At 72.2% G+C, this 13616-nt stretch carries 10 protein-coding genes and 2 pseudogenes; 4 read left to right on the top strand and 8 right to left on the bottom strand.

Annotated features, from left to right (window positions below):
* From AB0E85_RS04890 to AB0E85_RS04880, 3 genes and pseudogenes are all read right to left on the bottom strand, one after another.
* Positions 1-281 (bottom strand): annotated as a pseudogene (locus AB0E85_RS04890) (hypothetical protein); the annotation flags it as partial.
* A pseudogene (gene pdhA, locus AB0E85_RS04885) lies at positions 169-1341 on the bottom strand (pyruvate dehydrogenase (acetyl-transferring) E1 component subunit alpha); the annotation flags it as partial. The pseudogenes pdhA and AB0E85_RS04890, both read right to left, overlap by 113 nt.
* A 393-nt stretch (positions 1342-1734) precedes the next feature.
* Positions 1735-3333, bottom strand: coding sequence for a protein kinase (locus tag AB0E85_RS04880; protein WP_361922377.1), 1599 nt, complete (start codon positions 3331-3333; stop codon positions 1735-1737).
* Between the two features lie 358 nt (positions 3334-3691).
* Between AB0E85_RS04880 and AB0E85_RS04875 the strand changes: the two genes are divergently transcribed.
* Entirely contained in the window at positions 3692-5332 is a 1641-nt protein-coding gene (locus AB0E85_RS04875) for a protein kinase (protein WP_361922375.1), read from the top strand.
* Between the two features lie 69 nt (positions 5333-5401).
* On the opposite strand, the gene AB0E85_RS04870 is transcribed toward AB0E85_RS04875, so the two are convergent.
* Positions 5402-5941, bottom strand: coding sequence for a bacterial proteasome activator family protein (locus AB0E85_RS04870; protein WP_361922373.1), 540 nt, complete (start codon positions 5939-5941; stop codon positions 5402-5404).
* Positions 5942-6382: 441 nt separating this feature from the next.
* Here AB0E85_RS04870 and AB0E85_RS04865 point away from each other — a divergent pair, with 441 nt between their 5' ends.
* On the top strand, positions 6383-6991 hold the full coding sequence (locus tag AB0E85_RS04865) for a hypothetical protein (RefSeq protein ID WP_361922372.1): 609 nt from the start codon (positions 6383-6385) through the stop codon (positions 6989-6991).
* Positions 6992-7025: 34 nt separating this feature from the next.
* On the opposite strand, the gene AB0E85_RS04860 is transcribed toward AB0E85_RS04865, so the two are convergent.
* Positions 7026-8015, bottom strand: a complete 990-nt coding sequence (locus AB0E85_RS04860) for an NAD(P)H-quinone oxidoreductase (protein WP_361922370.1) — start codon at positions 8013-8015, stop codon at positions 7026-7028.
* Positions 8016-8184: 169 nt separating this feature from the next.
* On the opposite strand from AB0E85_RS04860, the gene AB0E85_RS04855 reads away from it, so the two are divergent.
* Together AB0E85_RS04855 and AB0E85_RS04850 are read left to right on the top strand one after the other, a co-directional pair.
* Positions 8185-9204: an ATP-binding cassette domain-containing protein gene (locus AB0E85_RS04855; protein WP_361922368.1), complete on the top strand. Its 1020-nt coding sequence runs from the start codon at positions 8185-8187 to the stop codon at positions 9202-9204.
* Positions 9201-10049 carry an ABC transporter permease gene (locus tag AB0E85_RS04850; RefSeq protein WP_033309961.1) on the top strand — a complete coding sequence of 283 codons (849 nt, stop codon included), beginning with the start codon at positions 9201-9203 and terminating at the stop codon, positions 10047-10049. Before AB0E85_RS04855 ends, AB0E85_RS04850 begins: the two co-directional genes overlap by 4 nt.
* A gap of 80 nt (positions 10050-10129) precedes the next feature.
* On the opposite strand, the gene AB0E85_RS04845 is transcribed toward AB0E85_RS04850, so the two are convergent.
* From AB0E85_RS04845 to AB0E85_RS04835, 3 genes are read right to left on the bottom strand one after another with little or no spacing between them, the layout of a single operon-like run.
* The gene (locus tag AB0E85_RS04845) at positions 10130-11239 is read right to left on the bottom strand and encodes a potassium channel family protein (RefSeq protein ID WP_361922366.1); all 1110 of its coding nucleotides are present in this window, start codon (positions 11237-11239) and stop codon (positions 10130-10132) included.
* Complete coding sequence (locus AB0E85_RS04840; protein WP_361922365.1) at positions 11236-12624, bottom strand: molybdopterin molybdotransferase MoeA; 1389 nt, start codon at positions 12622-12624, stop codon at positions 11236-11238. The genes AB0E85_RS04845 and AB0E85_RS04840 overlap by 4 nt, the downstream gene beginning before the upstream one ends.
* Positions 12621-13604 (bottom strand): NTP transferase domain-containing protein, encoded by a 984-nt coding sequence (locus AB0E85_RS04835; protein ID WP_361922363.1) that lies wholly within the window; start codon positions 13602-13604, stop codon positions 12621-12623. The genes AB0E85_RS04840 and AB0E85_RS04835 overlap by 4 nt, the downstream gene beginning before the upstream one ends.
* Positions 13605-13616: the final 12 nt, after the last annotated feature.

Below are 13616 nucleotides of genomic sequence, written 5' to 3'. Positions count from 1 at the left end.
CCGAAGTCCTTCTGAAGGCCGTCCGTCACCCGGAAGACGCCGCCGAGCTTGCCGACGTCCTCCCCCATGATCAGGACCTTGGGGTCGGAGTCCAGGGCGCGGCGCAGCGACTCGTTGATCGCCTTGGCCAGTGCCATCTTGTCGGCCATCTCAGTTACCCCCCTCGTCGGCGAACGACGCCTGGTACGCGGCGAACTGGGCGCGCTCCTCGTCGACGAGCGCGTGTCCGTCCGCGTAGGCGTTCTCGAAGATCGCGAAGTGGTCCGGGTCCGGCATGGCACGGACCGCCTCGCGCACTCGCCTGCCCAACGCCTCGGACTCGGCCTCCAGTTCCTGGAAGAATCCGTCGTCCGCGTGGTTTGAAGCCTCCAGGTACCGGCGAAGGCGCAGGATCGGGTCCTTCGCCTCCCAAGCCTGACGCTCCTCGTCACCGCGGTAACGGGTGGGGTCGTCGGAGGTGGTGTGGGCGCCCATGCGGTAGGTGAACGCCTCGACGAGGGTCGGGCCCTCGCCGCTGCGGGCCCGCTCCAGGGCCCACCGGGTGACCGCGAGGACACCGAGCACGTCGTTGCCGTCCACCCGGACGCCCGGGAAGCCGAAGCCCTGGGCGCGCTGGTAGATCGGCACGCGGGACTGCTTCTCGGTCGGCTCGGAGATGGCCCACTGGTTGTTCTGGCAGAAGAACACGACCGGGGCGTTGTAGACCGCGGAGAAGGTGAACGATTCGGCCACGTCGCCCTGGCTGGAGGCGCCGTCGCCGAAGTACGCGATCACCGCACTGTCGGCGCCGTCCTTGGCGACGCCCATCGCGTAGCCGGTGGCGTGCAGCGTCTGGGAGCCGATGACGATCGTGTACAGCTGGAAGTTGTTGCTGTTGGGGTCCCAGCCGCCGTTGTTCACGCCGCGGAACATCCCGAGCAGGTTGGCCGGGTCGACGCCGCGGCACCAGGCCACGCCGTGCTCGCGGTAGGTCGGGAAGACGTAGTCGTCCTCCCGGGTGGCCCGGCCGGACCCGATCTGGGCGGCCTCCTGGCCGAGCAGGGATGCCCACAGGCCCAGCTCACCCTGGCGCTGGAGGGAGGTGGCCTCGGCGTCGAAGCGGCGGGTGAGCACCATGTCGCGGTAGAGGCCGCGGAGCTCTTCCGGGGTGATGCCGGCGACGTACTTGTCGTACTCGGCGTTCTTGACGCGCTTGCCCTCGGGCGTCAGCAGCTGCACGAGCTGGGGCTCGGTGCCGGCGTCCTTCTTGGCGGTCGTGCGGGTGCGCTTGGTGCCGGTGGTGCCGGCCTTGCTTCCGGCGCTGCGTCGCGGTGTGCGCGCGGCAGTGCTCTCCACGGTCACGTGTGCTCCTCCGTCGGTCCGGCCCCCGGGGTTGCCGGTAGGCCAGTGCGGCTCACCTGTTCTCGGCCCACGGGACACGGGGTGGGTGCCACTCGGCCGGGAACAGGCGTGACAGGTGCCCCGGCGAGCGCCCTGCAGAAAGCACGTTACCCAGTGCGCCACATTTCTGTGAAACCCCTTCTGACCTGCGATTTTGCTTGGATATCCAAGTAAATCGGGGAGGCGGTGAAGGGTCCCAGGTCACAGCCTTGCAGGAGGCCGGAGCAACCGCACGTTAACCCGGTGACCCAGGTCACGGGAAGAGTCCACTTTTCGGCGCGCCCAAAACGACACGCGCGCGCGGGCCCCGCTCCCGGGCCCCACGCGCGCGTGGATCATGCGTTTTTCTGCCTGTCAGTTGCCGCCTTCGCCGCCACCCGCGCCGCCGACGATGCCTTCCGTGGTGCCGCCGTCGGCACCGCCGGTGGCGTCGGTCGGGGTGCCGGGGTCCGTCGGCTCCTCCTCCGTCGGCTCGCCGGTCGGCTCCGCGCTGGTCGGCTCGCCCGTCGGCTCGCCGGTGGGCGACTCGGGAGCGCTCTGCGACGGGGTGTAGGAGGGCGAGTACGACGGCGTCCAGTTGCCGTTTCCGTTACCCGTGCCGGTGCCGTCGTCCGTGCTCTTGTCGGTCGGCGCGCCGGTTTCCTCGTCGCTCGGGGTCTCGCTGGGCGTCTTCTTCTCGGTCGTCTGCGAGGTGGTCGGTTTCTGTTCCTTGCTCGGGTCGTCCTTGCCGCCGCCGGTGTTCTGCAGCGCGAGGGCGACGCCCGCGGCGATGGCGATCACCGCGAGCACGGCGAGGATCCAGAGCTTGCCGCGGCCGCTGCCCTTGTTGCCGTGGCCCTCGAAGCCGCCGTCGTCCCCGCCGCCGTAGCCGCCGGGCAGGATCGGCGCGGGAATCTGCGAGGTGCTGGAGGCGTCCCCGGCGTGGCCCATCACGGCCGTCGCGCCGGCGAAGCCGCCCGACGGGGTGTGCCGGCCCTCGTGCATGTCGACCGGGCCGGTGTTCCAGGTGCCGGTGTGGCCGCCCTGGTCGTAGAGCATCTGGAGCGCGTACTGGACCAGGCCGCGCATCTCCTCGGCCGTCTGGAAGCGGTCGTCGGGCTCCTTGGCGAGGGAGCGCATGACCAGACCGTCCAGCTCCGGCGGGCAGGCGTCGGAGGCCTCGGACGGCGGCGTCGGGATGTCCTGGACGTGCTGGTAGACCACCGACAGCGGGGTCTCGCCGGTGAAGGGCGGGCGCAGCGAGAGGAGTTCGTAGAGCAGGCAGCCCGTCGCGTACAGGTCGGAGCGGTGGTCGACGGCCTTGCCGAGCGCCTGCTCGGGGGAGAGGTACTGCGGGGTGCCCATGACCATGCCGGTCTGCGTCATCGTCGTGGACGCGCCGTGCAGGGCGCGGGCGATGCCGAAGTCCATCACCTTCACGGCGCCGTTGTGCGTGATGATGACGTTGGCGGGCTTGATGTCGCGGTGCACGATGCCGTGCTGGTGCGAGTAGGCGAGCGCCTCCAGGACGCCCGAGACGATGATCAGCGCCTGCTCGGGGCCGGGTGCCTCCGCGTTCAGCAGCAGGTCGCGGATGGTGCGGCCCTCGACGATCTCCATGACGATGTACGGCACGGACTGGCCGCCGACGAAGTCCTCGCCGGAGTCGTACACGGCTACGATCGCGTGGTGGTTGAGGCCGGCCACCGACTGGGCCTCGCGCGTGAAGCGCGCCTTGGACACCGGGTCCTCGGCGAGGTCGGAGCGGAGCAGCTTGACGGCGACGGTGCGTCCGAGGCGGACGTCCTCGGCTGCGAACACCTCGGCCATGCCGCCCCGGCCGAGTCTGCGGGTCAGCCGGTACCGGCCGTCCCCGACCAGCCCGCCGTTCCCCCAGGACTCCGGCGCGTCCGACATGCCGCCGCCAGTCGCCTCGGGGTCGGACGGGCCCTGAGCGCGCTGCTGCTGTGCCATCAGTCCTCGCCGTCGTTTCTGCCCGCGGTGCGCGCGGTGTTGTTACGGTCTCCGTCGGCCACGCTACAGCCTCCGCGCAAGCCTCCGGCCCGAGAAGGGGTGCCGGGACCGGCACGAGACGGACCGGCCATGAAACCTTCACTCCGTACTCTCGTGCAAATTCTGTGTCCCGCCCGTACGCCCCCTGTAACGCTTACGCGACTCTTCTTTCGCGTACGGTCACGGAACGGGCACCGAGCTTGACGTGTCGGTGCCCTGGGGCAGACTTGGCCGGGAATGACGGTGTGGATCAACGACGGTTCAACGACGGATCAGCGGCAGTCGGCGGCGTCCGCAGGGGCTACGGGGGACGGGGAACATGAGCCAGGACGGCGCACAGGGCCAGCACACGGGGCGGGCGCTCGCCGGCGGCCGCTATCAGCTGCGTGACCTCCTCGGCCAGGGCGGCATGGCCTCGGTGCACCTCGCGTACGACAGCGTGCTCGACCGGCAGGTCGCGATCAAGACACTTCACACGGATCTCGGTCGGGAACAGGCCTTCCGCGAACGGTTCCGCCGCGAGGCCCAGTCCGTGGCCAAGCTCACGCACACCAACATCGTCTCGGTCTTCGACACCGGCGAGGACACCCTCGACGGCATGACGACGCCGTACATCGTCATGGAGTACGTCGAGGGCCGCCCGCTCGGCTCGGTCCTCGACGAGGACGTGCGGCAGCAGGGCGCCATGCCCGCCGACAAGGCGCTGAAGATCACCGCGGACGTGCTGGCCGCGCTGGAGATCAGCCACGAGATGGGCCTGGTCCACCGCGACATCAAGCCGGGCAACGTGATGATGACCAAGCGCGCCGTGGTCAAGGTCATGGACTTCGGCATCGCCCGCGCCATGCAGTCCGGCGTGACGTCGATGACGCAGACCGGCATGGTCGTCGGCACCCCCCAGTACCTGTCGCCGGAGCAGGCCCTCGGCCGCGGCGTGGACGCCCGCTCCGACCTGTACTCGGTCGGCATCATGCTGTTCCAGCTGGTGACCGGGCGGCTGCCGTTCGAGGCGGACTCGCCGCTGGCCATCGCGTACGCGCACGTGCAGGAGGAGCCGCCGGTTCCGTCCTCGATCAACCGCGCGCTGCCCCCGGCCGTGGACGCGCTGATCGCCCGGGCGCTGAAGAAGAACCCCAACGAGCGCTTCCCCAGCGCCGAGGCCATGCGCGACGAGTGCCTGCGCGTGGCGGCGTCCTTCCAGGCCGCGCCCCCGAGCATCGTGCCGGGCACGCAGGCCCCGAGCGGCGCGGGCGTCGGCTCGGCCGTGTTCCCGCCGGTCGACCAGGCGACCCCGGCGCCCTCGGGCCAGGTGCAGACGCCGTACCAGCCGACCCCGCCCCCGAACCCGTACGGCACGCCCGCCCCGACGGGGCCGTCCCCGGCGTACGGCTATCCGCAGCAGGGCGGCTACCAGACGCCGTCTCCGGCGGGGTACTCCCCGCAGCCGGGCCCGTCGACGCCGCCGCCGTACAACCTGTCGCCCCATGCCCCGGCGGCCCCCTCCGGCGGCAGGAACAAGCCGGTGATCATCGGCTCGGTCATCGTGTCCGTGGTCGCGGTCGGCGGCCTCGTCACGGCGCTGCTCCTGAACGGCGGCGGCGAGGAGGCCAAGGGTGGCGGCGGCAGCAGCGTGACCGCGTCGGCCTCGGCGGAGAAGAAGCCCGGCTACCGAGGGCCGGACACCACCAAGACGATCGACACCGAGGAGTGCACGGAGCCGCGGGAGTCGTACAACGACCCCGACAAGATCCAGATCCCGGACTTCAAGTTCAAGAACATCAAGTCGGTCAAGGCCTGCCTCCAGGCGGCCGGCTGGGAAGTGAACGAGAAGAAGGTCGACGAGAACACCTACGGCGACGGCACGGTCATGAACCAGTTCCCGTCCGCCGACACCGACGTCGACCCGGAGGACATGCCCGAGATCGAGCTCAGCGTCTCGACGGGCAACCCGCCCTCCTGACGCCCTGGACGCACAGGGGCCCGGCAGCTTCGGCTGCCGGGCCCTTCGTGCTGTGTGACCTGCGGACGTCTACAGGTACGGGCCGCCCGACCGGCCGCCCGGGTGCTGCTCGTCGAGGCCGTCGCCGACCCCGGGCGGGAGAGCGCGGCGCATGGACTCCAGTTGGGCGCGGGCCGCCATCTGCTGGGCGAACAGCGTGGTCTGGATCCCGTGGAAGAGCCCCTCCAGCCAGCCGACCAGCTGGGCCTGCGCGATGCGCAGCTCCGAGTCGCTGGGCGTCGCCTCGTCCGTGAAGGGCAGCGAGAGCCGCTCCAGCTCCTCGACCAACTCGGGCGCCAGACCGTCCTCCAGCTCCTTCACCGAGCTGGCGTGGATGTCCTTGAGCCGGACGCGGCTGGCCTCGTCCAGAGGAGCCGCCCGCACTTCCTCCAGCAGCTGCTTGATCATGCTGCCGATCCGCATGACCTTCGCGGGCTGCTCCACCTGTTCCGTGACCGGGGTCTCGCGGGAGTCCTCGTCTGCGCTGCCGCCACCGAGAGCCATGCCGTCCTGGCCCACGACCAGGATCTGCGGGTTCTCCGGCGACCTTTCGTTCCTCGGCATCTCCATGTCGCCATTCTGTCGCACGCCTGCACCTCACCTCCGTGGTGCCCCCGCGGGAGGCTGATCCACCGCGCTTGAGGAGACGAACCGCCCGGGCTCCGGGTTGCCCCCGCAGGGGCGGTTCCTCCTCGCGGGTGAATCGGGGCGGGCGGGGCCTCGGCGCCCGTGCTCCGGCGGGGGCGACGCGGGGGGCGATGAGCGAGGCGGGCGGGCCTCAGCGCCCGTGCTCCGGCGGGGGCGACGCGGGGGGGGCGACGCACGGGGCGACGCAGGGGGCTACGCGGGGGGCGTTGCGGGGGGGGGCGATGCGGGGGTCGTTGCGGGGGATTCCGCCCGTCGGCCGAACCTGGAGTGCCGGGCAGCCCGCGCGGTGTGAGGCTGATTGCCTCGATATGACCGAACTTGCCGTTTCTGCCCTACCGGGCGCGGCGGGAGGGGGTCACCCACGTGACTCCATGGCTACGCGCACTGCGGGCGGCGGGACTGGTGCTCGCCCTGGGGGCGGGCGCGGTCGTCTCACCCTACGGATCCGTCCCGTCGTACGGGGCTGTCCCGTCCCACGGGACTGTCGCGTTCTCCAGGGCTTCCCTCACGTACGAGGAGGGCGAGGCCGAGGAAGCGGCGTCGCGGGAGACAGGACCCGGAACACGGGCCGCCCCGTCGCCCCTGGCGGCCCCGTCGCCCCTGACCGCCCCGTCCGCCTTGGCGGCTTCGTCGGCCCCGTCCGCCGTGGCGGCTCCTTCCGCCTCCGGCGAGCCCTCGCGGGCCGGGAGCCGGGCGGGAGAGGGCCGGGTGCGGCCGGGACGGCCGGAGGACGCCGGGGACGGTCCGGGTGTCGCGGACGCCGTGGCCGTCCCCGAGGAGCCGCGCCAGACCGCCCCGGCGCCCTCCGAGCCGGCGTCCTCCGAGCCGGCCGAGCAGCCCGTGCGCGAGGCCGCGACCGCCGAACGCCCCGTCGGCCAGGTCCTGCGCATCCTGCCCCTGGGCAGTGGCCTGGTCCTGATCGGACTGGGGCTGGGCCTGGCGTTCTTCGCGCTGCGGCTGCGGAGGGTCTAGGGGACGTCTGACAGGTCTCCGCCGGCCGACGATGTCAGGTGCCCTGCGGGGTGATCAGCAGGACCTTGCCGACGTGGCCGCTCTCCTCCACCACGCGGTGCGCGGCGGCGGCGTCCCGCATCGGGAGCTCACGGTCGACGACCGGGCGCAGGTGACCGTCCGCGAACAGCGGCCAGACGTGTTCGCGGACGGCCGCGACGATGGCGGCCTTCTCCTCCTTCGGCCGGGCACGCAGGGACGTCGCGCTGATCGCGGCGCGCTTGGCCAGCAGGGCCCCGATGTTCAGCTCGCCCTTGACTCCGCCCTGCATGCCGATGATCGCGAGGCGGCCGTTGACGGCCAGGGCCTTGACGTTGCGCTCCAGGTACTTCGCGCCCATGTTGTCGAGGATGACGTCGGCGCCGGCACCGTCCGTGGCCGCCTTGACCTCCTCGACGAAGTCCTGCTCCCGGTAGTTGACCAGGATGTCGGCGCCCAGCTCGGCGCAGGCCTGGAGCTTCTCCTTCGTACCGGCCGTCACGGCCACCCGCGCACCGACGGCCTTGGCCAGCTGGATGGCCATCGTGCCGATGCCGCTGGAACCGCCGTGCACCAGGAGCGTCTCGCCGGGCCGCAGGTGGGCGACCATGAAGACGTTCGACCAGACGGTGCAGGCCACCTCGGGCAGCGCCGCCGCCTGCGTCAGCCCGACCCCCTGGGGGACGGGCAGCAGCTGCCCGGCCGGGACGGCCACCTTCTCGGCGTAGCCGCCGCCGGAGAGCAGCGCGCACACCTCGTCGCCGACGTTCCACCCGGAGACGCCGGGGCCGATCCCGGCGATCCGCCCGGAACATTCCAGGCCGGGGTACGGGGACGCGCCGGGCGGCGGTTCGTAGAAGCCCTGCCGTTGCAGGATGTCGGCCCGGTTGACGGCGCCGGCCGCCACCTCGACCAGGACCTCGCCCTCGCCGGGCACGGGATCGGGGACCTCGTCCCAGACCAGCGCCTCGGGCCCACCAGGTTCGGGAATCGTGATCGCATGCATGCAAGGGACCGTACCCCTCGGTCCCCGGACCGAGTCCGCTGCGGCCCCGGGCCCGCTGCGGCTACGCCTTTGGTCCTGTTCCGGCGAAACCCGGGTGCGGGACCGATGAGTTTGCGCGACGGTAAAGGTCTTTCCATGCGTAGCCCAAGCACGCGGAGGGAACCGAAGCATGAGCACGCAGACGTCCGGCCTGGCGATCGAGACCGCGGGCCTGGTGAAGACGTTCGGCGAGACGAGGGCCGTCGACGGAGTCGACCTGGCCGTGCCCGCGGGCACGGTCTACGGCGTCCTCGGCCCGAACGGCGCCGGCAAGACCACCACCGTGAAGATGCTCGCCACACTCCTGCGGCCGGACGGCGGCGAGGCGCACGTCTTCGGTCACGACGTCGTCCGCGAGGCGGACGAGGTACGCGGCCGGGTGAGCCTCACCGGCCAGTACGCGTCGGTGGACGAAGACCTAACCGGCACCGAGAACCTGGTCCTGCTCGGCCGGCTCCTCGGGCACCACAAGAAGTCCGCGCGCGAACGCGCCGGCCAGCTCCTGGAGGCCTTCGGGCTCTCGGAGGCGGCCGACAAGCAGGTCAAGCACTACTCGGGCGGCATGCGGCGCCGCATCGACATCGCCGCGTCCATCCTCAACACCCCCGACCTGCTCTTCCTCGACGAGCCGACGACCGGCCTCGACCCGCGCAGCCGCAACCAGGTCTGGGAGATCGTGCGGGCCGTGGTCGCCCAGGGCACCACGGTGCTGCTGACCACGCAGTATCTGGACGAGGCCGACCAGCTGGCGTCCCGGATCGCCGTCATCGACCGCGGCAGAGTGATCGCCGAGGGCACCAAGGGCGAGCTGAAGTCGTCCGTCGGCGCCGGATCCGTCCATCTGCGCCTACGGGATCCCGGGCAGCGTGATCTCGCGGCCGGCCTGCTGCGCCGCGCCCTCGACGCGCAGGTGCAGCCGGAGCCCGACCCGGTGGCCCTCACCGCCCGCCTCGCCACGGCGGCCGGCGACGACTCCGCCGCCGAGCAGGCCTCCCGCGCCCTGGGCGAGCTGGCCCGCGCCGGGATCACCGTGGACAACTTCTCGCTGGGCCAGCCCAGCCTGGACGAGGTGTTCCTCGCCCTCACCGGGCACGACACGCACGACTCCTCCGACCGCTCCGACAACCCGAAGGACGAGGTGGCGGCATGAGCACCGCGACGACCACCGAGAGCAAAGAGCTCGCCCCGGTCAGTGCCGAGTCCCTCGCCGCGCTGCTCGTGTCCAAGGAGCGGCCGCCGCGGCCCAGCGCGTGGTCGGCCTCGATGACCTTCGGCTGGCGCGCGATCCTCAAGATCAAGCACGTGCCGGAGCAGCTCTTCGACGTCACGGCGTTCCCGATCATGATGGTGCTGATGTACACGTACCTGTTCGGCGGGGCGCTGGCCGGCTCGCCGAAGGAGTACATCCAGTTCCTGCTGCCGGGCATCCTCGTGATGTCGGTCGTGATGATCACGATGTACACGGGTGTCTCCGTGAACACCGACATCGAGAAGGGCGTGTTCGACCGGTTCCGCAGCCTGCCGATCTGGCGGCCGTCGACGATGGTCGGCTATCTGCTCGGTGACGCCCTGCGGTACACGATCGCCTCGATCGTGATGCTCACCGTCGGCATGATCCTCGGCTACCGGCCGGACGGCGGGGTCGCCGGTGTGCTCGCCGGTATCGCCCTGCTCGTGGCCTTCTCGTTCGCCTTCTCGTGGATCTGGACGATGTTCGGGCTGATGCTGCGCACCGAGAAGTCGGTGATGGGCGTCAGCATGATGGTGATCTTCCCGCTCACCTTCCTGTCCAACGTGTTCGTGGACCCGAAGACGATGCCGGGCTGGCTACAGGCGTTCGTGAACAACAGCCCCATCACGCATCTGGCGTCGGCGGTGCGCGGTCTGATGGGCGGCGACTGGCCGGCCGACGAGGTCGCCTGGTCGCTGGGCTGGGCCGGGCTGTTCGTGCTGGTCTTCGGGCCGGTCACGATGCGGCTGTACAACCGGAAGTAGCGCATGGAAGGGCTTCGCCGGCCGCAGCGCACCGGGTGGTGCGCGGCGGCCGGCGTCCTTCTGCCCGGCCCCCAAGGGCCCTAGTTGTTGCGGGGCATCGGGGGCATCGGGCGGATGTCCGGCGCGACCTGGGTGGCCGGGGTCTTCCGCACGATCGTGATGAGCCGGTCGGTCAGCTCCAGTCTCCCGACGGCCGCATCGTCGTAGCCGAGGACCCGGTGCCCGCGTATGACGCTCACGACCAGGTCGGCGACCTCCCGCGGCGTCTTGCCCACCTCGGCCTTGACCACCGGCCGTTCGACGAGGTCGAGGCCGCTGCCCTGCTGGATGAGGTCCTCCAGCACCATGCCCGCGGAGGGGCTCAGCACGGAGAGGCCGAGCAGCCGGCCGGCGGCGCTGGCACTGGTGATGACCGCGTCGGCCCCGGACTGCTTGAGCAGGGGCGCGTTCTCCTCCTCCCGCACCGCCGCCACGATCTTCGCCCCGCGGTTGAGCTGCCGCGCCGTCAGGGCCACCAGGACCGCCGTGTCGTCACGCTGGGTCGCGATGATGATCTGGCGTGCCTTGTGCACCTCGGCCCGCTTGAGCACTTCGCTGCGGGTCGCGTCCCCCACGATGCCGGCGAAGCCCTCGGCGGTCGCGGCGTCGATCACCTTGGAACTGGGGTCGACCACCACGACCTGCTCCTTCTTCAGGCCCGTGGCGCAGACGGTCCGGATCGCCGACCTGCCCTTCGTACCAAAGCCGATGACAACGGTGTGATCGCGCAACGTGGACCTCCAGCGGGTCAGTCGCCACTCCTCCCGGGTGCGTTCGGTGAGGGCTTCGAGGGTGGTGCCGACCAGGATGATCAGGAACAGCACGCGCAGGGGCGTGATGAGGAGGATGTTGGTGAGCCGAGCGGCGTCGCTGGCCGGCGCGATGTCACCGTAACCGGTGGTGGAGAGGGTGACGGTCGCGTAGTAGAAGGCGTCGAGAAGGTCGACGCCACCGCCGGCGTTGTCGTTGTAGCCGTCCCGGTCGGCGTAGACGATCAGCGCGGTCACGACGAGCACCAGCAAGGCGATGGAGAGCCGCTTGGCGACCTGGCGGAACGGGTGCTCCACCACCTTCCGCGGGAGTTTCACCCGATGGGTCACCAGATGCTCGTCGGCCTGGCGGGCGATCGCGTCCTGGCCCGGAAGTTTCACGTGAAACACACCCCGATTCCTCCGGACGCCCAGGGCAGGTCGATCAGTTCCGCCTCCTGCCCCGGACGTGCGCCGCCGGGCGGTACGACGGCCAGCGCGTCGGCCGCCGCGATGCCGCGCAGCATGGCGGGGCCGTTGTAGTGCAGCGGCACGGCCTCGTCACCGCGCAGGACCACGGGCACGAGCCGGGTGTCGTGCGGGTGCCCGTGCACGGCGTCCCGGAGCGGCATCGTGTACGGCTCCGGGGCCGGGCGGGCCGCGAGGATCCGCAGCAGCGGCTCGGCGAGCGTCAGCAGGCCGGAGACGGCGGCGAGCGGATTGCCCGGCAGGCCGACGAGGTGCTGGGTCTCCGTGGTGCGGGCCAGCAGCATGGGGTGGCCCGGGCGCACCGCGACGCCGTCGACGAGGAGTTCGGCGCCGATCCTGCGCAGGGTGGGGTGGACGTGGTCGACGGGACCCGCCGCGGTGCCGCCGGTGGTGAGGATGACGTCGGCGTCGCAGGTGGTGACGGCCTCGTGCAGGGCGTCGGCGTCGTCGCGGACGCGCCGGACGGCGGTCACCTCGGCGCCGAGTGCCCGCAGCCACGGCGGCAGCATGGGACCGAGCGCGTCCCGGATCAGACCGTCGTGCGGCAGGCCCCGCGTGAGCAACTCGTCGCCCAGGACGAGGACTTCGACGCGGGCCCGGGGGACGGCGGTGACGGTGTCGTAGCCGGCCGCCGCCGCCAGTCCGAGGACGGCCGGGGTGACGAGGGTGCCGACGGCGAGGAGCTGGTCGCCGGCACGGCACTCCTGGCCTCGCGGGCGGATGTCCTGGCCGGGGACGACGTCCCTGGTCGCGGACAGGCGGCCCTTGTCGTCGGTACGGCCGTGTTCGCTGCGCAGGACGGCGGTGGTGTCCGGGGGGATGCGCGCGCCGGTGGCGATCCGCACGGCCTCGCCGTCGGTGAGGGACACGGGGGCGGCGTGCCCCGCGAGGACGCCGTCGTCCCGTACGTGCCAGGGAGCGGGGCCGCAGACCGCCCAGCCGTCCATCGCCGAGGTGTCGAAGGAGGGGAGGTCGGTGAGGGCGTCGAGCGGGGCGGCGAGGGTCAGGCCGAGGGCGGTGTCGAGGGGGACGGAGACCGGGGCACGGCGGGCGGCCCGGATGGCGTGCCGCCCGGCGCGTTCCGCGAGGGCCCGGGCATCGGGCCAGGCGGTGGCGCGATGGCGGGGGTCGGGCCGGGCTGCGGGGTCCGGCTGGTGGGAGGCGCGGGCGCGGTCCGTCCCGCCTCGTGCTGCCGGGTCGGGCAGCTGGCTGCCGTTGCTGTTCCTCACGAGGGCGAGCACCTCCTCGACGTCGAGGTCCTCGGCGTCCTCACCGGCTCGGGCGCCGTGCGGGGTCATCCGGCGTCCGGGTGGGTGTCGGGGGTGGCGTCGGGGGCGACATCGCCCTGCGCGGGCCGCTGCTCGCCGCCGGAGGGCCGGTCCTCAGCGGTGCTCTCCCGCGCCCAGCGGGCGGCGAGGGCCTCGGCCTTGCGGGCGGCCTCGGCGACGGCCTCCGGGCCGCCGCCGGCCTGCGCGGCCGCGTAGCCGACGAGGAAGGTGGTCAGCGGCGCCGCGGGCCGGTCCACACCGTGGGCGGCGTCGCGGGCGAGGTCGAGCAGGCCGCGGGTGTCGACAGCGAGGTCGATCCCCAGTTCGTCCTTGACGGCGGAAATCCATTCATCCAACACGTGCCCATGCTCCCTGATACGTGCCCTGGCGGTGGCGATGTCGTCCCAGGTGTCGCAGTCGAAGGACGCGACGGGGTCGGAGATGCGGGTGAGATCCAGCTCGGCGGTGAGGCGCCGCAGGGGCAGACCGGCGAGGGCGCCGTGCCGGCCGGCGAGGAGCGCGAGTTCCTCACGCAGCCGCGGCGCCCGGTAGGCGGCCACGAGTGGCTGGTCACGGCCGCCGGGGTCGGTCAGCAGCACGCCGTCGCGGCCGCTCGTCCGCAGCGTGCTCAGCATGCGGTCCACGGTCGTCTCGTCCAGGAACGGCAGGTCGGCGGAGAGCACCACGACGTGTTCGGCGGTGGTGTGGCGGAGCCCGGCGTCCAGTGCGGCGAGCGGTCCGCCGCCGGGCGGGTCCTCGCGGGCCCAGGTCACGGGCCGCGCGGTCGGGCGGGGCGCGGCGACCACCACGGTGGTGCGAGCGGTGGCGCAGGCCGCGAGCACCCGGTCGAGCAGGGGCCGCCCGCCCACCCGCACGCCGGGTTTGTCCGCGCCGCCCAGACGCCGGGCGGCACCACCGGCGAGCACGACGGCGTCGTACCGGGCCGGGCCCGCCCCGTGCGCGGGGCCGGTCGCGGCGCCTGGTTCGCCGGGGTGCTGGTACGCGGTCACCCCCCGAGTATG

It is taken from the genome of Streptomyces sp. NPDC029044 (assembly GCF_040637495.1).
Taxonomy (GTDB): Bacteria; Actinomycetota; Actinomycetes; order Streptomycetales; family Streptomycetaceae; genus Streptomyces.
The sequence above is the reverse complement of the archived record's forward strand: the minus strand, read 5'-3'. Positions and strand labels throughout refer to the sequence as shown.